Raw genomic sequence first — 20532 nt, forward strand, 5'->3', positions numbered from 1 at the left:
AGAAGGAGGCGAATTGCGGCACTCGGGCTCCTTGCTCGTTGAATGCTTGCGCAGCCACCCTCGGCTTCGTGTCGCTGACTCTGTTCGCGAGGAACCGGCTCAACGCTCAGCAAGCGAAGGAGACGGTTGCATAACTCGGGGCTTTGGGAAGGTGAAAATACAGATGAAGCCTCACTCCTTCCATGTTAGCCGCAGAGCGTCCCCTATGCCTGCGTGTGCAGGATCAGGCACAACTCTCGGGGAATCGATGTAACCGATGTGTCGGCAATCGTGGCATCGTTCTCATGCAGCTTGCACAAGTTTTGCTGCATACCGCTGCCGCGTTTTCCGAGCGCGTCAGTTTCATTTTCCACATCACTGCGCACACGAATAGTCAATGAAGCGAACTATCACTTCGCCAGCTTCGCCCGAACCGTCAGCCGGGCACCCACCGCTGACCGCTACTAGGTCGCATTCGCCAATTACTTTTGAGCGACGGTGACAGTGCGCTTGATGCATGACCAGCGTATGTACCCCACCTTCGCTGAAATGGCTCATCACTCGCTGACCAAACTACTGTAAGAGAAATTCAAATGAGTAATTCAAACAATCCGCTTGTATTGGGCGCGACTGGGCAAGTAGGAAAACTCGTCGCAATGAATTTAAGAAGTAGAGGTGCGAATTTTTTGGTGGGGACGCGAAGAAAAACAGATCTGGAGGCGCTTGCAGAACAATATGGAGCGTCTCGCTATATCGATCTCGATGATCCGAGAACTTTCGATGAGGCGTTGAAAGATGTCACTGGAGTTTTCCTTATAAATGGATATACAGTCGACATGCTCGTGCAGAGCAAAACACTGATTGATGCGGCCAGTCGGAACGGAGTGAGTCATATTGTGCATCTGGGCGCATTTACGCGAGAGCACGACACATACCTACCGGTTTTTGCTTGGCATCAGATGATCGAAACGTATCTTCGCGACAGCGGTGTTGCGTGGACGAATTTACATCCCAATATGTTCATGCAGAATTTGCTAGCGTTGTGGCGGGTCAACGGTGGTCGGTACAGCGTATACACTTCCAAACCCATTGGGTTTGCCGCCTTGGAAGATGTAGCAGAAGCTGCAGCAGTCATTCTCATGGAAGGTCCGGAAAAACACCATGGAAGGGACTATTGGTTTTCAGCAGATGCACTTGATCCGCAGCAAGTGGCTGAAACACTAACCGCGGCTACGGGTTATAAGTTCACAGCAGAGGTTCGTGATCACGAACTTCTTCTGAAGGAAATGGTACTGCCAGCGGTTTCAACCTTCGAATCAGCCTATGCAAAGGGAGGAATCGAATTGTTTCGCGAGGTCGAGCACGGAAGAATGGCCTACATCGGAAGCGTGGCAGACGATACGAAAAGAATTCTAGGTCGCGAGCCGTTGATGCTCCGGGATTGGGCAAAGCTGCACGCCGATGAGTTGTTGGAAATTGCGAGCAGCTAATTTTCTAATTTCCATTTTGATTTGAGTTCGGCCGTGCGTCGTGTAAAGAGCGGCCCACTTGATGGACTAAAGCGCGGCGAACTGTGCACCGATTTCAAGTCAAGGAGAAGTTCGTGCCTTACTCCCCGCGTTATCGCGCGCTGTTGCGCGCGGGATTTTACTTTTTTGCCGCCGCCGCCATGGCCGCGGTTCTCCCAGCCTGTGGCAACAGCAGCGCGAAGGCGGGGGCGCCGCCGCCGGCCGAGGTCAGCGCGGCTCAGGTCGTGGTCAAACCCGTGCGCCAGTGGGACGAATTCACCGGCCGCATCGCCGCCACAGACGCGGTCGAAGTACGCGCCCGGGTCAGCGGCTACATCGAACAGATCGCGTTCAAGGAAGGCGCCGAGGTCAAGGCTGGCGATCTGCTGTTCGTGATCGACTCGCGCCCGTACAAGGCCGCCTACGACAGCGCGGCGGCGCAGCTCGAACGTGCGCGCGCGGCGGCGCAACTGGCGCGCGCGCAAGAGCAGCGCGCACGGACGCTGATCGCAGCCAACGCGATTTCGCGCGAGGAAGTCGACACGCGCGACGCCGCCCTGGCCCAGGGCGACGCCGACGTGCACGCGGCCGAGGCGGCGCTGGCCACGGCCAAGCTCAATCTCGGCTTCACCGAAGTGCGCTCGCCGATCGCCGGGCGCGTCAGCCGCGCCATGCTGACGGTCGGCAATCTGGCCCAGGCTGACCAGAGCGTGCTGACCAGCGTGGTCTCGCAGGACCCGGTCTATGTCTACTTCCAGCCGGACGAGCAGACCTATCTGCGCTACGCGGCACTCGCGCGCAAAGGCCAGCGGCCGGATGCGGCCAATCCGGTGCGCGTCGGCCTTGCCGACGACACGGGCTTTCCGTATTCCGGCACGGTCAACTTCGTCAACAACCAGGTCGACTCGGCCACCGGCACGATCAACCTGCGCGCGGTGGTGCCGAATCCCGACCGCGTGTTCACCCCGGGTCTGTACGCGCGCGTGCAGCTCGAGGGCAGCGCCGAATTCAGGGCGATGCTGATCGACGACAAGGCGATCATGACCGACCAGGACCGCAAGTACGTCTATGTGGTCGGCCCGAAGCACGAGGCCATGCGCAAGGACGTCACGCTCGGCGGCTTCGCCGACGGACTGCGCATCGTGCAGTCCGGGCTCGCGCCGAACGACATGGTCATCGTCGCCGGCCTGCAGAAGATCTTCTTCCCGGGCGCGCCGGTGAACGCCAGCAAGGTGGCGATGGGCGCGCCGCCGGCGCCGCCTGCGGCGCTGTCCCCGATCGCAGCGAAGTAAGGAAAGCGCGCCATGAATATTTCCAAATTCTTCATCGATCGCCCGATCTTCGCGGCGGTGCTGTCCATCGTCATCTTTGTCGCCGGCCTGATCGCGATCCCGCTGCTGCCGATCAGCGAATACCCCGATGTGGTGCCGCCGACCGTGATCGTGAAGGCGACCTATCCCGGCGCCAATCCCAAGGTGATCGCCGAAACCGTCGCGGTACCTCTGGAGGAGCAGATCAACGGCGCCGACCACATGATGTACATGAAATCGGTAGCCGGTTCCGACGGCGTCTTGCAGATAACGATCACGTTCGAGCCAGGCACCGATCCTAGCCAGGCCCAGGTCGACATACAGAACCGCGTGGCCCAGGCGCTGTCGCGCCTGCCTTCCGAAGTGGTCGCGCTCGGCGTGACTACGCAGAAGCAATCGCCGAGCTTCGCCGTCCTGGTCACACCGTACTCTCCGGACGGCCGCTACGATGCGCTCTACCTGCGCAACTACGCCAACATCAAGATCAAGGACGAACTCGCGCGCCTGCCCGGCGTTGGTCAGATACAAATGTTCGGCGGCGGCGACTACGCGATGCGCGTTTGGCTCGATCCGAACAAGGTCGCCTCGCGCGGCCTGACTGCAGGCGACGTGCTGCGCGCGATGCGGGATCAGAACATCCAGGTCTCGGCCGGCCAGCTCGGCGCCGAACCGCTCAAGGGCGGCAGCGATTTCCTGATCGCGATCAATGCGCAGGGCCGCCTGCATTCGGCTGAGGAGTTCGGCAACATCGTGCTCAAGACCGGCGCCAACGGCGAGGTCGTGCGCCTCGCCGACGTCGCACGCATCGAACTCGGCTCCAGCGACTACACCTTGCGGGGGGCGCTCGACGGCAGGTACACCACGGCAATCGCTGTGTTCCAGGCACCTGGCGCCAACGTGCTGGCCGTACGCGATGAGGTGATCGCGAAGATGGACGAACTGGCCAAGCAGTTCCCGCCCGGCATGACCTACCGCTCGGACTACGACAGCACGATCTTCGTGCGCGATTCGATCAAGTCCGTGGTGCACACGCTGGGCGAGGCGATCCTGTTGGTCGTGCTGGTGGTGATCCTGTTCCTGCAGACCTGGCGCGCCTCGATCATTCCTCTGATCGCGGTGCCGGTGTCGGTGGTCGGCACCTTCGCCGTGCTGTATGTGCTCGGCTTCTCGATCAACACGCTGACCTTGTTCGGCCTCGTGCTGGCGATCGGCATCGTCGTCGACGACGCGATCGTCGTGGTCGAGAACGTCGAGCGCAATATCGAGGAAGGGCGCACGCCGCTGGAAGCCGCGCACCAAGCGATGAAAGAGGTCTCCGGACCAATCGTGGCGATCGCGCTGGTGCTGTGCGCGGTGTTCGTGCCGATGGCCTTCCTGACCGGCGTGACCGGTACCTTCTACAAGCAGTTCGCGGTGACCATCGCGATCTCGACGGTGATCTCGGCGATCAACTCGTTGACCTTGTCGCCGGCGCTCGCGGCCAAGCTGCTGCACGCGCACGGCGCGCCCAAGGATGCGATCTCGCGCGGGATCGAGCGCGCGTTCGGCTGGGTGTTCGGCCCATTCAACCGTTTCTTCAAGGCGAGTTCGGACAAGTATCAGGGCTCGGTGTCGCGCATCCTCAAGCGCCGCGGCGTGGCGTTCGCGGTCTATGCAGTGCTGCTCGCGGGCACCGGCCTGATGTTCAACACCGTGCCGCGCGGTTTTATCCCGACCCAGGACAAGCTCTACCTGATCGCCGGCGTGAGGCTGCCGGAGGGCGCTTCGATCAGCCGCTCCGACACGGTGGTGAAGCAAATGGTCAAAATGGCCCTGGAGACCGAAGGCGTTGCTCACGTGGTTTCGTTCGCCGGCCTGAACCCGACCCAGTTCACCAACACGCCTAACTACGCCATAGCCTTTGTGATCCTGAAGAAGTTCGATGAGCGCCACGTCAGCGCCAAGCAGATCGCCGACGCGATCCAGGCCAAGCTCAACACGATCCAGCAAGGCCTGGCCTTCGTGATGATGCCGCCGCCGATCCTCGGCCTCGGCAACGGTGCCGGCTATTCGCTGTTCGTCGAGGATCGCGCCGGCAGCGGCTATGGCGAGTTGCAGCAAGCCGTGGGCGCGTTGCAAGGTGCGTTGATGAAGGTGCCGGGTATGGGCTTCCCGTTCTCGGGCTACCAGTCCAACGTGCCGCAGCTCGACGTGGATGTCGACCGCGTCAAGGCCAAGACCCAGGGCGTGGCGCTGAGCGACCTGTTCGAGACCTTGCAGGTCTATCTCGGCTCGACTTACGTCAACGATTTCAATCTGTTCGGCCGTACCTGGAGTGTGTATGCGCAGGCCGATGGCGACTACCGCAAAAAGATCGGGGACCTTGTCAACCTGAAGACGCGCAACGCGCAGGGCGACATGGTGCCCATCGGCTCGATGGTGAGCATCAAGCAGAGCTATGGCCCCGATCCGGTGATCCGCTACAACGGTTATCCGGCCGCCGATTTCGTCGGCGACGCCGATCCGGCTCAGCTTTCCTCCGCGCAGGTCATGGACAAGATCACCGAGGTTGCCGGCAAGGTACTGCCGAAAGGGATGAGCATCGAGTGGTCCGACCTGAGTTTCCAGGAAGCCTCCCAGGGCAAGGCCTCGTTGCTCGTGTTCCCGGTCTCCATTCTGCTGGCCTTCCTCGTGCTCGCTGCGCTGTACGAGAGCTGGGTGCTGCCGCTCGCGGTGATCCTGATCGTGCCGATGTGCATGCTCTCGGCGCTGGCCGGTGTCAAGCTCTTCGGCGGCGACAACAATACCTTCGTGCAGGTCGGCCTGGTGGTGCTGATGGGCCTGGCGTGCAAGAACGCGATCCTGATCGTGGAATTCGCGCGAGAGCTGGAATTCCAGGGCAAGGGCATCGTCGAAGCCGCGCTCGAAGCCTGCCGCCTGCGCCTTCGCCCGATCGTGATGACCTCGGTGGCCTTCATCGCCGGCACCGTTCCGCTGGTGCTCTCGCACGGTGCCGGCGCGGAGGTGCGCTCGGCCACCGGCATCACCGTGTTCGCCGGGATGATCGGCGTGACCCTGTTCGGTCTGTTCCTCACGCCGGTGTTCTACGTCGGCCTGCGCAAGCTGTCCGGCCGCAAGCTGGTCCAGCATGGCAAGGGCAGCATGGCGCATGGATAAAGCCCGGCAAGTGCCTGGATCGCTGCTCGGATCGCCGGTGCAGGCGCATCCGGGTGGTGGGCCGAAAAAAAATTTCCCTGGAGATGCAAACGCCATGCGCAGCTCAACTCTGTCCCTGCTGATCGCCGCCAGCCTGACCGTGGCCGGCTGCGCGGTCGGCCCCGATTACCAGCGCTCCGACCTGCCTGTGCCCGAACAGTACGCGCGCAAGGAGGCTGCGCCCACGTCGAGCGCCGCCGGCACCGCTGCGCCGGCCCCGGCCGACATGCAGTTCTGGCAGGCGTTCGGCGATCCGCAGTTGACCCAACTCGTCGAACAGGCGCTGGCGGCGAACAACGATCTGCGCAGTGCGCTGGCGAACTATGATCGCGCCGCCGCGCTGTTGCGCGAGGCCAAGTTCGACTACGTGCCGACCATTACCGCCAGCGCGCAGGGCGGGCATCAGACGCTGAGCGAGGTGCAGGCCGTGCCCGGTGCGCCACGCTCGTTCCGCAGTTATGAAGTCGAGGCGAACGCGAGCTGGGAACTCGATCTGTGGGGCCGCGTGCGCCGCGAAGTGGAGTCGGCGCGCGCCGACACCGCCGCCAGCCGCGCCGATCTCGCCGCCTTGCAGGTGTCGATCGCCGGCGAGACCGCAAGCACCTACGTGCAACTGCGCGGTCTGCAGGAGCGCTTGCGCGTGGCGCGCGAGAACGCCGACAACCAGCGCGAAACATTGAACCTCGTCGAAGCACGATACAAAGCCGGCAGCGACACCGACTACGAGCTTGCGCTCGCGCGCTCCCAGTTCGAGACCACCTCCTCGCGCGCGCCCGCGCTCGAGGCACAGGTGGCGGTGGCCGAGCATCGCCTCGCCGTGCTGACCGGCCGCCCGCCCGAGGCGCTGATCGCCGAACTCGATGCGCCCAAGCCGCTGCCGGCCCTGCCCGCGGACATCGATCCCGGCACGCCGGCCGACCTGATCCGTCGCCGTCCCGACATCGCCGCGGCGGAAGAACGATTGCACTCGGCGACCGCGCAGGTCGGGGTCGCCACGGCCGACTTGTTCCCGAAGTTTTCCTTAAGCGGGCTGATCGGCACGCAGGCGTTCGCCCCCAGCGCACTGTTTCACGGCGGTACCGGCATGAATTCGGCCTTCCTCGGCATCGACTGGTCCTTTCTCGACATCGGCCGCGTGCGCGCGCGCATCGCCGCGAGCCGCGCCGATGCGGCCGGCTTGCTCGCGCAGTACCAGCAGACCGTGCTGCTCGCGCTGGAGGACACCGAGAACGCGCTGATCCGCGACGCGCGCACACGCAGCGAGGACGCGCAGCTCGAGCGCGCCGCGCGCGACAGCGCGGAGGCGGCACAGCTGGCCCGCGTGCGCTACCAGGCCGGGATCATAGGTCTGTTCGAAACGCTCGACGCCGAACGCCAAATGCTCTCCGCCGAGGATGCTGCAGCCGACAGCCGCACGCGCAGCGCCACGGCCGCGGTCGCGCTCTATCAGGCGCTGGCCGGCGGCTGGCCGCAGAAACTGCCGGAAGCGGAAAAGCTGTCCTCGACGGCTTTGTCACGTTGACGCTGTGTAGTCTTGAGATACGGCGATGAAATCGACGAAATCGCTTTGTCACGGCGCGGCAGCTCATGCGGTCGATCTCGCCTCGAAAGCGGCATCACGAAGCAGGCCGTGGTCGATGGCGGCACTTCAACAATGGATCGATTTTTAATGTGCTGCCGACGCTGCACCGGAATCCCCTCGCGTGACCGGACGCGTTATCCATACGAGCGGGATGATGAGGATGAAAATGAACGTCGAAATGTAAAAGAAATCATCAAGGCCCATGACTGCGGCCTGGTTGGTCACGGTCGCGTCAAACAGCGCCAGCGCAGAATCTTGACTGATGTGCAGCCCATTCTGGATGGATTCAATGGCGTTGGTGAATACAGGATTGTCGACGCTTGCCTGTTCGCTAAGGCGGACGTGATGGAGTATCGTCCGGTCGTTCCACACGGTGCCGGATATCGAGGTCCCGATCGCACCGCAAAAGATGCGGACGAAATTCGACAAGCCTGCCGCCGCAGGAATACGTTCGGGAGGAAGGCCGGACAGGATGATCGAAACAAGCGGGACAAACCACAGCACAGTTGGGATACCCTGCAGGAGAGTCGGCAGCACGAGGTGTATCGTGTCCACGTTGCTCACGTATTGCGTTCGCATGAAAAAGACGCCGGCAAATCCGATGAAAGCCGCAGTGGCCACGGTGCGAGGGTCGATCTTGTTGAGCACGCGCCCCATGAAAGGTGAGAGGATCACAGTAAAGATGCCAACGGGCGCGGTCACCAGGCCCGCGTCGAACGCACTGTACCCAAGATAACTCTGCATCCACTGCGGCAGCAGCACGAGATTGCCGAAATACGCTGCATAGGAGACCGAAACGGCTATCGTGCCGCCGCTGAAATTGCGCAAGGCAAAGAGGCGCACGTCAACAACGGGGTTCTCGTCTGTCAGCTCCCATATCAGGAAGAATGCGAAACCGATGACGGCCGCTATGCCCAGCGCCACAATGAACGGCGATCTAAACCAATCCAGATCCTTACCCTTGTCGAGCATCACCTGAAGCGAGCCGACCCATGCCACTAGCAGAAGCAGTCCCACCACATCGATAGGAAGCTTCTTCGTCGGCGTTTCCCGGGGCCGATAGATGATCCACGTTACGGCCGAGGCAGCGATTCCCACCGGGATATTGACGTAGAAGATCCATGACCAGCTGTAATTGTCTGTGATCCATCCTCCCAGGATAGGCCCGGCAATCGGCCCCACCGTTGCAGTCATCGCCCACAGCGCCAGTGCCAGGCCGGCCTTGGCCTTGGGATATGAGCTCAGCAAGACGGATTGCGACAGGGGAATCAATGGGCCGGCCACTACGCCCTGCAGGACTCTTGCCGCGAGCAGGAACGGCAGGCTGGACGCAATTCCGCAAAGCCACGAGGCCAGAACAAACATCAGGATGGATCCGACGAGGAGGCGAACCTGTCCGAAGCGCTGCGTGAACCAGCCGGTCAGCGGCATCGAGACTGCATTGGCGGCGGCAAAGATCGTAATGACCCACGTACCTTCATCGACGGACACTCCAAGGTTGCCGGAGATCGTCGGTATCGCGACGTTGGCGATCGATACATCGAGCGCGGACATGAACGTGGCCAGCGCGACAACGATGGTTGCGATGACCAGCTTGCCGCCTGTCAGCGGTGGAATCCCGGTTGTCGGCCCGCGTGAATCAGGTTCTTGCGCCATCGACTATAACGCGTGTAAGACGTGACTTGAAAATGAAACTGAAGTAATCGGAAAGCGCTGCTCCGGCATGCGGCGAACCCGTGAGAATCGGCAGCACGGGAACGATGCCACGGATACCGATGTATCGGTTACATCAATCCCCCGAGAGTTGTGCCTGATCCTGCAAGCAGACAAGATCGAGCGTCGGAACATCGGCAGCGCCGGCTACGCAGTCGGCTATCAGAGCCGCTCGCAGTTCAGTCGTGAATACAGTCGGCTATACGGGGTATCGCCGCCGCAGCACATGGATGGCAGCAGTACGACATAACGGAGGGGTAGTCGGGCGTGGACACCAGCTTGTCGAGCGCCCGAAGCCCGCGCCCAAGCGCATCCCGATTTTCATATTCTTCAAATTCACTACATTTTCCCCGTTGCCGTCAGGCAAAAAAAGCTTGTCAGCCCGCTTGCGATGAACTACGCACCGAAACGTGGAGATCCTCGCCTCGAGAAGCCTCGAGAATACTCACCGGAATTCATGATGCAAGAATGTTATTCGCGCTCGTCACGTTGAGCAGGTCGCGCGCAGCCATCCCGCCACTTCGTTGGCCGGCATCGGCCGGCTTATCAGGTAGCCCTGGATCGCATCGCACCCCAGCTCACGCAGATACTCGCACTGGTCGTCCCGCTCAATGCCCTCGGCCACGACACTCAGTTTGAATTTGTGTCCGAGCGCAATGACCGCGCCCGCAATGGCGGTGTCGTTCGAATCGTGCGGCAGGCCGCGCACGAAGGTCTGGTCGAGCTTGATGCTGTCCACTGGCAACCGCTTCAGGTAGGCGAGCGAAGAATATCCCGTGCCGAAGTCGTCGATCGACAGGTGCACGCCCAGTTCACGGATCTGTTCGAGCAGGGGGACTGCCTGCGGCTGCATCAACGCGCTTTCGGTGATTTCAAGGCGCAACCGCTCTGCGGCCAGACCGGTAGCTTGCAAGGTCTGCCGCACCTGCTGCGGGAAGCCCTCGTCGACCAGCTGGCGCGCCGACACATTGACTGCCACCGAGAGTGGGCATGGCCAGCCCATTGCCTCCTCGCAAGCGCGCCTGAGCGCAAACAGGCCAAGCGTGCGGATCAGGCCGGTTTCCTCGGCCAGCGGGATGAAGCGGTTAGGCGAGACATTGCCGAGTTCCGGATGCGACCAGCGCATCAAGGCTTCGAAGCCCGTGATGCGCTGGGACGCCAAATGATAGATGGGCTGAAAAACCAGTGAGAGTTCGTCTTGCTTGAGGGCCCGAGCCAAACTGGCCTCCAAGACCAGACGCTCGTGCTGGAGCGCATCCGCGCGGGCCGAACAAAACTGGAAATTGTTCTCGCCATTCAGTTTGACGCGGTACATGGCAATGTCCGCACTCCTGAGCAAGGTCACCGCATCTGTGCCATCGTCCGGAAAGATCCCCACGCCGATACTGGCACCGAGCCGATATTCCCGCCCTTGAAGTCCGAATGGCTCGCCGGTGCGACGCAGCACTTTGCGCGCCAAATGTGCAAGCACTTCTGCGTCGCCTCCATAGTCCAGCACCAGCACGGCGAATTCGTCACCGCCCAGCCGAGCTACCGCGTCTGTCGCGCGAAAGCAGCCGCGCAGGCGCTGCGAGAACTGTCGCAGGAGGGCGTCGCCGGCGTCGTGGCCCAAAGTGTCGTTAATTCGCTTGAAGCCGTCCAGGTCAATGAACAGCAACGCCACCTGCTGTTTGTCTCGCTGCGCCCGCGCGATCGCCTGGCGCAGCCGTTCGTTGAACGAGGTGCGGTTCAGGAGACCGGTGTGTTGATCGTAGCTGGCGAGGTAGCGGATGCGCTCGTCGGAGCGCCTGCGCTGAATGAATTGCCCGATCTGCGCGCCCAGCGTGCGACTGATCGCCGGCAAGGATGCGTCCGGCTGGCGGGAAAAGCGGCTAAAGAATTCCAGCACGCCGATTACACGCCCGTCACCTCGCACCGGGAAAGCGAAAGCGCCGCGCAGACCGATCTCGATGGCGCATTCGCGGCGCAAAAGACTCTGATCCCTGTTGACATCGGTAACCCAGCGGGCCTCGCCGCTGCTAAACACCTCGCCGATCAGACCCGTGCCTGGTGGAAATGAGACGCGCCGTGAGGCTTCTTCAAACGCGCCATAGGCTTTGCGGTCAACGCTCAAGCCTCTGAGCAGGCGCATCTGGTTCGTCGCTTCATCCAGCGACCAATACGCGCCCCATTCCCATCCGAGCGTCTGGCAGATGATGCGAATGATCTTGCCCGCGATCCGCGGAAGTGCATCGGTGCCGGCCAGCAGGCGGGCAACCTCCAGCTCTACGCGCTGCTGCATCTGGATGCGCTTGAGCGACGTGATATCGCACAGTACGCCACGCAACCGGCGCGGAACGTTGCCATCGGGTCCGCCGATCAACCGCAACCATCGCAGGCCGCCATCTTCGCGCACCACTCGGACTTGTGCGTCGAACGCCTTTCCCTGGGTAAATGCAGCGCGCACCATTTCGGTGATGCGCCGGCGATCGTCGGCGTGTAAGTTGGTGCGGTAGTCAGGCAGGGCCTGCCCGGATGGTGATGCAGCAAGGCCTAGCAGGCGGCGCGCTTCCTCGGAGAAGTCCGGACCCTTGGCCAGCAGGTCGAACGACCACATGCCGAAATGCGCCATCCGCTCGGCCTCGGTCAGAGCAGCGATTCGCTCTCGCAGGTGAGCTTCGCGTTTAGCGAGCTCTTTATTTAGGTGTTCAGCTTCCGACGGGGCCGAGTCTGCAGGTCCGGCCGTCCCCAACCTGATGGCTATGCGCAGCGGGGCGGGTTCGATTGAATCGAGCGTCATGGCAAGACGCCTTCTGGTCTTGTTTTTACTGCGTCGGCATTGATCGCCAAGACCTGCTCGATAATCCGATGATCGTCTTGTGTCAACGAGTCGGAATGAAACTGTTGGAGGTCCTGCAGGGCGCTCTGCAATCGAATCCTGGCAAGCCGGTCGGTGGTCAATATCGGCCATGCATGCATGAGATATGCAAGTGGAATGACCCTTCTTCGCTCGCACCAACCATCAAAGAGATAGAGGCACAACCGATCCATTTCTTCTGCGTCATCCTGCTTTGAATAGATCCGTGTCATTTCTCTCACTTCCGCGGAATACGGACAACGTCGCCTCAAAGCTCCCAGATCAGTGCCCCGTGCCGATCACCGAGCGCGGCGGGTTGGGTAATGAAAGAACTCTGGGATATGTGGATCTACGAAACCGCCACGGCCTTCAATCTCCCATCGCGCCTGTACACCAGTTCCGACTTTAGCTCGGAACCTGAAGGAGCTCGCGAGGAGCTTCCTCCGTTCATGCATGAGTGCTGCCATTCATGTGGTGCTGCGGTGATACCCCGTATAGCCGGCTGTATTCACGACTGAACTGCGATCGGCTCTGATAACCGACTGCGTAGCCGGCGCTGCCGATGTTCCGGCGCTCGATCTGTATTAGCCGACGTGCCTCGTAAAGTCGGAGTTGCTTTTGGTACTGCATGGGCGTAAGGCCGGTAATTGCCTTGAAGTGGTGGTGCAATGAGGACTCGCTCATCCCGACCTGGTCGGCAAGTTCCGGGATGCGCAGCGGTTGCGCGTAGTGCTTGCGCAGCCAGGCGATCGCCTTGGCTACCCCGTTGGCTGGACTGCCGGCCACGGCCAGTTGCAGCAGGCGTTCGCCGTGCGGCCCGGATAAAAGCCGGTAAATGATCTCCTGCTCGATAAGGGGCGCCATCGGCTGGATGTCGCCGGGAGCATCCAGCAGGCGCAACAGGCGAAGCGTCGCATCCAGCAAGTCGAGGCTCGCACGGGCGACAATGACACTGCATGCTCCTTCGGTTGCCGTGGGGTGTGGCGGCAAGTCCACCCTCGCGAGCACTTCGTGTAGACGCTCCGGGGTAATCGCCATACCTAGTCCAAGACACGGCTGTTCCTCGCTAGCCTCTATCACCCGAAACGCCACGGGAACATCGAACGACACAAATAGGTAGTCGTCGACACCGTAATGTTCGACGTGTCCACCGATTTCGATGCTCTTCCGACCCTGTACCACCATCCCGAACACCGGCGATTGCGCGCAATGGATCGACGGTGAGCGGGAGGTGTACCGCGCTACTACCAGGCTGTCGATAGGCGTAGCGTTGGCACCTTCGTCTTTTGCATGACGGGCGACCAGCTGGGAAATTTCCTTGAAGGCATCGAATCTCATGGCGGGCAACGAAACCGATCCGGGCTTTGTACCAGTCTCCCATGGTAGCTGCAGATAGATTCACCCGTGCGTCCGTATGCAGGATTAGGCACAACTCTCGGGGTATTGATGCAACCGATGCGTCGGTATCCGTGGCATCGTTCGCACGCCGTCGATTCTCAATGGTCTCACTGCAAGTCACTGCCGAGCTTCGCGAGGGCGCTTCTCTTCCATGTCCAGGTGTTGAAGTTCGCTAATTCCGCTAATGATGTCCGTTGGTGCGCGACGCGGCCTAACCAGCTTCCGAAGGCTTCTTCATAGAATGGTCTCGGAGCAATCGGCGTCAATTCTCTTCATCCGGCCCGCCTCGGATCTCGGCCAATGAATTCGGCGTGCGGCGGGCCACGGAATCACTGCCTGCTCAATGGCTAGCATAGCGCCTCGCTTGAATAAGCGATGTAATCGGCCACGTTTGCCAGATTCGGGGGCTTTCAGCATCCCATTTTGGTCGTCGGGGCGAACCCGAAACGCGAATCGGATTGGTCTCAAACTCATTTGAGCGGTGACGTTGGACATGCTGGCTCCATCCTTCTTGCGGGGTGGGTCGATATCGCGTTTCCTTGGGCCTGTGACCTGTTACAAAACCCCTGATCTTTGGCAGAGCAAATGCCATTGGGTGTTTCCTGCCTAATCTACAGGTGCCATGCAATAGCCAGAGGACGAGGACGTGATTCTGTAGCTTATCCGACGATTTCTGATTCAATTGCGAGCCCTAGCTGGAGCAGTTTTTCGTCATCGCTTTGCCGACGCATAAGCTGAACACTAGTTGGAAGGCCCAGTGAGTCTTTGCCTGTTGGCATCGCAATGGCAGGGGTATCGAGGAAGCTACCCAGCATCGTGAGCGCGAGCGTCGTGAGGTTCACTCGTGCAAACAGGTCAGAGTCCTTCTCGAGATCTGCAATCGGTGGGGCTACGTGCGCTACAGTCGGCATGGCTACAGTCGCATCGCCGATCTCGGCGGCAAAAGACCTCATCAACTGTGCGCGGTGCTCTCTCAGTTCGGTCAGCCGTCCGGATGGAACGTAGCGATTTGCTTCCAGGCGCGCGCGAACTCGTTGATCGATGCGTTTTGCGTCCGGGGAGTCGAGCAGAGCACGATGCAGCGCAAAAGCTTCCAAACCGCCTGGCCATCCTTGGTCGCGAATAAGGGCGTAGATGTCAGCAAACGACGGAAGTTCACGCTCTTCGATTACAGCGCCGTTGCGCTTGAGGTTACTCAAGAATGCCCGGAAATTTCCTTCGACTTCTGCGGTTACACCGTAACGCGAAGTGAGCGAGGGATCGACGATGAATATCTTTTCCTCGAGGCTTGTAGGCGACGAGCTATCGGGACAGACGCCCCCCAGGACGTTGTCGAACGCGACGCAATCTGTGACCGTTTGAGCGAGTGGGCCAATCGTGTCGAAGGATGGTGCGAGGTTGATTGAATCTCGTCCGTCATATCTGATGCGGCTCGCTCGGTATCCCGTCAGGCCGTTCAGCGCACTCGGTACTCGGATTGAACCGCCCGTGTCTGTCCCAACCGCGATTGGAACGATGCCCATAGCGACAGCGATCGCAGAGCCAGAGGACGAACCACCGGGTACTCGGGTTCCGTGGTCAAGATACGGATTGGTCGGCGTTCCGAAGTGCGGATTCAGGCCTAAGCCCGAGAATGCGAATTCACTGAGCCCCGTCTTGCCGATGCACACCAACCCGGCGGCCGACGCGCTTGCCACCAGCGGCGCGTCTGCGGTTGCAGCAGGGCGCTCGGAGAAAACCTTTGAGCCGGCCGTCGTGACGGTTCCAGCAATATTGAACAAGTCTTTCCACGCGATCGGGACACCGTCGAGCGCCGACAGCGGGACGCCTTTCCGCCAGCGTTCTGCAGAAGCTTCGGCTTCGCGCAGTGCGCGTTCCGGCGTGACGCTGAGGAACACGGACGGCACCTCTGCCGCCTTCGCCAACGCGCGCTTTGCAACTTCGACGGGATTGTTCTTTCCGTCGGCGTACGACTGCGCTATTTCCAGACCGGTCGGGAAACGGTGTTGCTGCGGGCTTTCTTTTTTCATTCGTCGGACTCCATGTAAATGTGCGCTGCTTCAGCGAATGCGATGATTTTGCTGCCGCGAACGCGTTGAGTGAGCCGCAGTGCGAGTGCGCACCAAAACCGCGGATTGGCTTCCCCCTATTTCTATGATCGCAAATAGGTCGCGCACGTTACGCCGGCGGCGCTTTCGGCATCGGGACGAAGCCAGGAAGCAGCTCAACAAGCCTGATCCAGTTTCTGATGTTCGGATACGGCTCAAGTGACAACCCACCTTCAGGTGCATGGGCGATGTAAGTGTAGGCCGAGATATCCGCCAATGTTGGATGGTCGCCAATTGCGAAAGGGGTCGTCGACAATATCCCGTCTAGCACACGAAACAGTTTTGTCGCGATTCCGACTGCGGTTCCCATCGGGACCAGTTCCTCGTTATAGACCTTTAGTCGACGTGCCGCGCATGGCCCAAAAGCGATTTGCCCGGCCGCAAGCGAAAACCATTGCTGCACGGTCGCGCTACCTACCGGGTCGGTAGGCAACCAGGAATCGGGGGCATATTTCTTGGCCAGGTAGACGAGAATTGCATTCGAGTCAAAGATGACGACGTCATCATCGATGATGACCGGTACTTGAGCAAACGGATTCCGAGCGAGGAACTCGGGCTTGCGCAAATCTCCGCTCGTCGGGTCGATGTCAATTATTTCAAAGGGCAAATTGAGAATCGACAGGAAGAGCTGGACACGGTGACCGTGCCCGGAGTATGTCATTGAATAGAGTTGAATCGGCCTGGTTGGTTTTCTGACTGCTTGCATGGTGTGCCTTATCGCCGGCCTCTGCCGTAACGATATTTCATGCGTCGTTCGACGTCGGGTTGCAAAAAATCGCACGCACCTGCGCGCCGCGTGCGATTTGGGAATGAGTCGGTCTATACCGGCAGGTGCTCTCTGCGACTTCGAACAATCAGTTTGACGGGGGAGGATTACCCCACACATTCGCAAACCGCAGCAGGCCGGTGCCGGGGTGGCAGTTTATGTACTCCAGGGATGGAGTCGTTCCCAGGACAAAGACCTCATGCCAAGTCACTACTTGCCTATCGGCGCCGTACTTCCTGCGCATTGCAAGAGCGTGTTTGAAAATGTCCAGATGGCTCTTGTGCTCTGCTGCCCATCGTTCCAGCTGGGCCAGCGCGAGAAAGTAGCCATGCTTCGACGTCTCCCTCAATTCCTGTCCATCCTTGTCCAGATGTACGATTGCCCGCAGGGACAGGTAGCCAGTGGTTTCCGGATGCTCCTTCAGGTAGGCCATGCCCGTCTCGAGCTTGGGCTGCAGATTCTGATAGTAGTCGTCGAGCTGTTCACCTTCCGCTTTCTGCCAAACCTGTCCGGATCTGATGCTTACCACGTTCGGTGGGACATCGACGCGTACCCGCCTTACCGGTCCTCCTGCATAGTTGCCTTCCGGCGTCGTTTCGCCATAGGGCGAGTTAAGCGGATCGATCGCCGAAATGGGCAGACGGTCACGCATCGCGCCGAAATAGCCGGCCGTGTACATCGGCTCCAGCGCGGCTTGGCGCGTGCGCGCCAAGCCCGCGTGGTAGTACGGCTCGGAGAAGATGGTCTCCATGCGATCGTACGGGACCGTGAGTGTCTCGCGCCAGTAGCCGACGGCTTCCTGCTCTCGCTCTGTTGACCTGAACCAGGCGTTGAAGCTATCCACATGCTTCCAGAGCGCATACCGGACGATATCGGTCCAGTATGCTACGACGATCGAGTTAACCATTCCGGCCTCGTCCGTCTGACGCATCTCCTCGAAGCTGTCGGGCCCGTAAGCACTGTCAAAGGCCCGGCGCATTCTCTGAAAAAAAGCGCGCTCGGCTGCCATGTCCGACGCCTGGCGCTGTACGGCGATGTAGTCAGAGACGATCGTCGTTACAGGGGCTTGCCAGCGGACGTGAAACTTGGGCGCCGCTGGTTTGAATTCACCAGGGCGCCTTGCCGCGATGGTTCGGGGGTATTCGAAGTGGAAGCTCATTTTGCACACTCGATTTTCGAGAATCCGTCGTAGTCGGTGTCAACAGTCGTCTGGCTCGATTCATTGACCAGCAGGCGGAACACGTCCGGGCGCGCGTAGTGGCCGACCGCATCCATATCAAATTTGGCGCGCGGGATGTCATCGAGATCGATGTCAGCGACGAGGATCGTCTCTTCGTCGAAATTCGGTCCGGCGATGACCGTGCCAAACGGATCGATGATGCAACTGCCGCCAACCGACACCACCGCGTCCTGGGCTAGATCCTGGAACGCCGGGTAATCGGCGGGATAATCCGAGCGGCGCGCGAACTGATTGCTCGACAGAACAAAACAGCGGCCTTCGAGCGCCACATGACGCATCGTGGGCAGCCAGGTTTCACGGCCGTCCGCCGTCGGCGCACACCAGAGTTCGATACCTTTCCCGTACAGGGCCGTCCGATACAACGGCATGTAGTTTTCCCAGCAGATCGCGGCGCCCACTTTGCCTATGGCCGTGTCATAGACCGGCATTGTCGAGCCATCGCCGCGGCCCCAAACCAGGCGCTCCGCGCCCGTGGGGCCGAGCTTGCGATGCTTGCCGAGAAACGCCCCGTCCGGTCCGAAGAACAGCGCCGTGCAATAGAGCGTGCCGCCGTCGCGCTCGATCACGCCAATCACCAACTGCACGCGGTTCTCACGCGCGATATCCGAGAGCGCATCGACGGCGGGGCCGGGCACATCCACCGAACTGTCCCAGTAACGCCGATACCACTCGCGCCCTTCCCAATCGCGATGTCCGATCACCGTATTGAAATTCAGCCCACGCGGATAGGCAGACAAAAAAGCCTCCGGAAACACGACCAACTTTGCGCCTTTCACGCTCGCGTCCTGAGTCAGGTCGCGCACTTTGGCGAGGCTCGACTGGAGATCGAAGGAAACGGGCGCTGCCTGTACGACGGCGACTTTCAGCTTTCTGCTCATGATGAATCGACTCCTTGGAATAGAGATGTTGTCAGTGGGTGGCGAGGGTGGGTTCGGGTGCTTCTTCTCCGGTGGCGGATTCGCGCAGGAATAGCCCGCCGATGACGACGCTCAGTCCCGCGAAAACGACGGGATACCAGAGGCCGAAGTAGATGTCGCCGGTCGCGGTGACCATTGCGAACGCGACAGCCGGAAAAAAGCCACCGAAAATGCCGTTGCCGAGGTGATACGGAAACGACAGCGCCGTGTAGCGCACACGGACGGGAAACATCTCGACAAGCGCGGCGGCCAGCGGCGCGTAGACCATCGAGAAGTACGCACACAGGATGACGAGCATCAGTACGACCATCGGACGATTGATGCGAGCGGGGTCGGCTTGTTCGCGATAGCCTGCGTGAATCAGTGCTGCGTGCAAAGCTGCGAGATCGAAGCCCGCGAGCGTTGTCGCGCCGATACTGACGGACGGCTGCACCGCCGATGTCTCGACCATGTTCGAGTAGGGCACGCCGGATTTCGCTAGCGCCGCCTTGATCTTGTCGCACGCGCCGCTCGGCGGGTGCGTGCCAAGCAAATCAATCTGAAGCCCGCACGCGCCAGGCGCAGCATGCACCGTGACGGGATTTGTCGCCGCGGCCGCTTCGAGAGCGGGATTGGCGTAATGCGTGATCCCGCGAAACACGGGAACGAAGGTGAACGTCGCGAGCAGACAGCCGGTGAGAATGACCTTCTTTCTGCCGATCTTGTCGGACAGCGCGGCGGCGAGCCACATCATCGGCAGGCTGACGACGAGTGCTGCGCACGCGAGCAGGCTCGCCGTGCCGATGTCGACCCGCAGCGTCTGCGTGAGAAAGAAGAAACTGTAGGTCTGCGCGGTGTAGAGCACGGTCGTGACGCCCATCACCAAGCCGAACAGCGCGATGAGCATCGCCTTCACGTTGGTCCAGCTGCCGAAGGCCTCGCGGATCGGCTGCTTCGAGGTCTTGCCTTCGGCCTTCATGCGGGCATAAACGGGTGACTCATGCAGCGAGGTGCGGATGTAGATCGAAATCGCGAGCCGCCATACTCGCCGCCGAGACCAAGGCCCTGCAGTACGCGCAGGGTGCGGCAATGCCCACCTGCGCATAGCTCGGCAAAAGGCCCACACAGAATGTCGAACCACCCATCAGTACGATGGTCACGAGGAATGTGTACTTGCGGCCAATCTTGTCGCCGAGCCGGCCGAATATCAGCGCGCCGAGCGGCCGCACCGCAAAGCCGACGCCAAAGGCGATCAGCGCGAAAAGATAGGCGCTCGAACTGGACAGCGGTGCGAAGAACTGCTTCGAAAAAACCGAAGCAACGGCTCCATACAGAAAGAAGTCGTACCACTCGAACAGCGTGCCGAGCGTCGATCCGATGATGACGAGCTTCTCTCGCGAAGGCTCGTGCTGTGCGTTGATGATTTGCGTCTCCATGACTCTCCTTTGTGCCGGGATTTATCGATCCGGCAGACGGGAGTCATGCTAGGGAGCGCTGGATGGCGTGTCAAAATCGTTCGGTGATTAACCGCCATAATGCTGCTAAGCGCATGATTTATCGCGACATTTTCTGTACTATTGGAGCGAACTAAACCGCGTCTCATGCGGGTCTGTTGGCCCGCGAAGCCGGGCATCTGAAACAGCGCACTGTTCAACATGACGGCGCGCAACGCCTTGCTCTGACATTCAAGCGTGTCGTTGAGCACGGCCTTGATCCCTTCGATGCCGGCCGCCTGGAACGCGTTTCAGCCCGATTCGTTCGCCTGAATGGTACGGAAAAAACGTATACAAATCAATTGGATAACAACGTTTATAAAGCTCTTGAACGATTATTTAGGACGCGCGCCGGAGGCCCGATCAGCATTCGTCTCAGTCAATTCGTTGACGCGCGGAGTCGATGAGCCACATTGACCCGAAGCTGGCGATCAGCGGACCTGCTGAGCGGCCGGTTTGCGCGCTTACATCCTATGCATTCCTATTGGAGTGATCTCATGCTCGAGTG

Annotated in this window: 13 protein-coding genes and 1 pseudogene; 5 read left to right on the forward strand and 9 right to left on the reverse strand. The window is 60.5% G+C overall.

Translation table 11 applies throughout. The features are described from left to right. Nucleotides 1-572 precede the first annotated feature (572 nt). The 4 genes from J3489_RS06620 to J3489_RS06635 all read left to right on the forward strand — a co-directional run bounded on the left by J3489_RS06620 (nt 573) and on the right by J3489_RS06635 (nt 7514). A complete protein-coding gene (locus J3489_RS06620; protein ID WP_206996905.1) occupies nt 573-1469 on the forward strand; it encodes an NmrA family NAD(P)-binding protein in 897 nt (298 codons plus the stop codon). Between the two features lie 179 nt (nt 1470-1648). Continuing rightward, a complete protein-coding gene (locus tag J3489_RS06625; protein ID WP_206996955.1) occupies nt 1649-2779 on the forward strand; it encodes an efflux RND transporter periplasmic adaptor subunit in 1131 nt (376 codons plus the stop codon). Between the two features lie 12 nt (nt 2780-2791). Next, nucleotides 2792-5953 (forward strand): efflux RND transporter permease subunit, encoded by a 3162-nt coding sequence (locus J3489_RS06630; RefSeq protein WP_206996906.1) that lies wholly within the window; start codon nt 2792-2794, stop codon nt 5951-5953. A gap of 94 nt (nt 5954-6047) precedes the next feature. Continuing rightward, nucleotides 6048-7514, forward strand: a complete 1467-nt coding sequence (locus J3489_RS06635; protein ID WP_206996956.1) for an efflux transporter outer membrane subunit — start codon at nt 6048-6050, stop codon at nt 7512-7514. Nucleotides 7515-7658: 144 nt separating this feature from the next. Here J3489_RS06635 and J3489_RS06640 read toward each other — a convergent pair whose 3' ends face one another. The 9 genes and pseudogenes from J3489_RS06640 to J3489_RS06680 form a co-directional block, all read right to left on the reverse strand. Beyond that, a complete protein-coding gene (locus tag J3489_RS06640) occupies nt 7659-9230 on the reverse strand; it encodes a DHA2 family efflux MFS transporter permease subunit (RefSeq protein ID WP_206996907.1) in 1572 nt (523 codons plus the stop codon). A 541-nt stretch (nt 9231-9771) separates the two neighbouring features. Next, nucleotides 9772-12066 carry a putative bifunctional diguanylate cyclase/phosphodiesterase gene (locus J3489_RS06645; RefSeq protein ID WP_206996908.1) on the reverse strand — a complete coding sequence of 765 codons (2295 nt, stop codon included), beginning with the start codon at nt 12064-12066 and terminating at the stop codon, nt 9772-9774. Then, complete coding sequence (locus tag J3489_RS06650; protein ID WP_206996909.1) at nt 12063-12356, reverse strand: hypothetical protein; 294 nt, start codon at nt 12354-12356, stop codon at nt 12063-12065. Before J3489_RS06650 ends, J3489_RS06645 begins: the two co-directional genes overlap by 4 nt. A gap of 214 nt (nt 12357-12570) precedes the next feature. Further along, a complete protein-coding gene (locus J3489_RS06655) occupies nt 12571-13461 on the reverse strand; it encodes an AraC family transcriptional regulator (protein WP_206996910.1) in 891 nt (296 codons plus the stop codon). 719 nt (nt 13462-14180) lie between these two features. Beyond that, complete coding sequence (locus J3489_RS06660) at nt 14181-15551, reverse strand: amidase (RefSeq protein ID WP_206996911.1); 1371 nt, start codon at nt 15549-15551, stop codon at nt 14181-14183. 148 nt (nt 15552-15699) lie between these two features. Further along, nucleotides 15700-16335, reverse strand: a complete 636-nt coding sequence (locus J3489_RS06665; protein WP_206996912.1) for a glutathione S-transferase family protein — start codon at nt 16333-16335, stop codon at nt 15700-15702. A gap of 148 nt (nt 16336-16483) precedes the next feature. Beyond that, the gene (locus tag J3489_RS06670; protein WP_206996913.1) at nt 16484-17554 is read right to left on the reverse strand and encodes a phenylacetaldoxime dehydratase family protein; all 1071 of its coding nucleotides are present in this window, start codon (nt 17552-17554) and stop codon (nt 16484-16486) included. Continuing rightward, on the reverse strand, nt 17551-18513 hold the full coding sequence (locus J3489_RS06675) for a nitrilase-related carbon-nitrogen hydrolase (RefSeq protein ID WP_206996914.1): 963 nt from the start codon (nt 18511-18513) through the stop codon (nt 17551-17553). The genes J3489_RS06670 and J3489_RS06675 overlap by 4 nt, the downstream gene beginning before the upstream one ends. A 31-nt stretch (nt 18514-18544) precedes the next feature. Beyond that, nucleotides 18545-19967 (reverse strand): annotated as a pseudogene (locus J3489_RS06680) (MFS transporter). Nucleotides 19968-20143: 176 nt separating this feature from the next. On the opposite strand from J3489_RS06680, the gene J3489_RS06685 reads away from it, so the two are divergent. Continuing rightward, nucleotides 20144-20431 (forward strand): hypothetical protein, encoded by a 288-nt coding sequence (locus tag J3489_RS06685; protein ID WP_206996915.1) that lies wholly within the window; start codon nt 20144-20146, stop codon nt 20429-20431. The last annotated feature ends 101 nt before the right edge of the window (nt 20432-20532 follow it).

Source organism: Trinickia mobilis (assembly GCF_017315705.1).
GTDB classification, from domain to species: Bacteria; Pseudomonadota; Gammaproteobacteria; order Burkholderiales; family Burkholderiaceae; genus Trinickia_A; species Trinickia_A mobilis.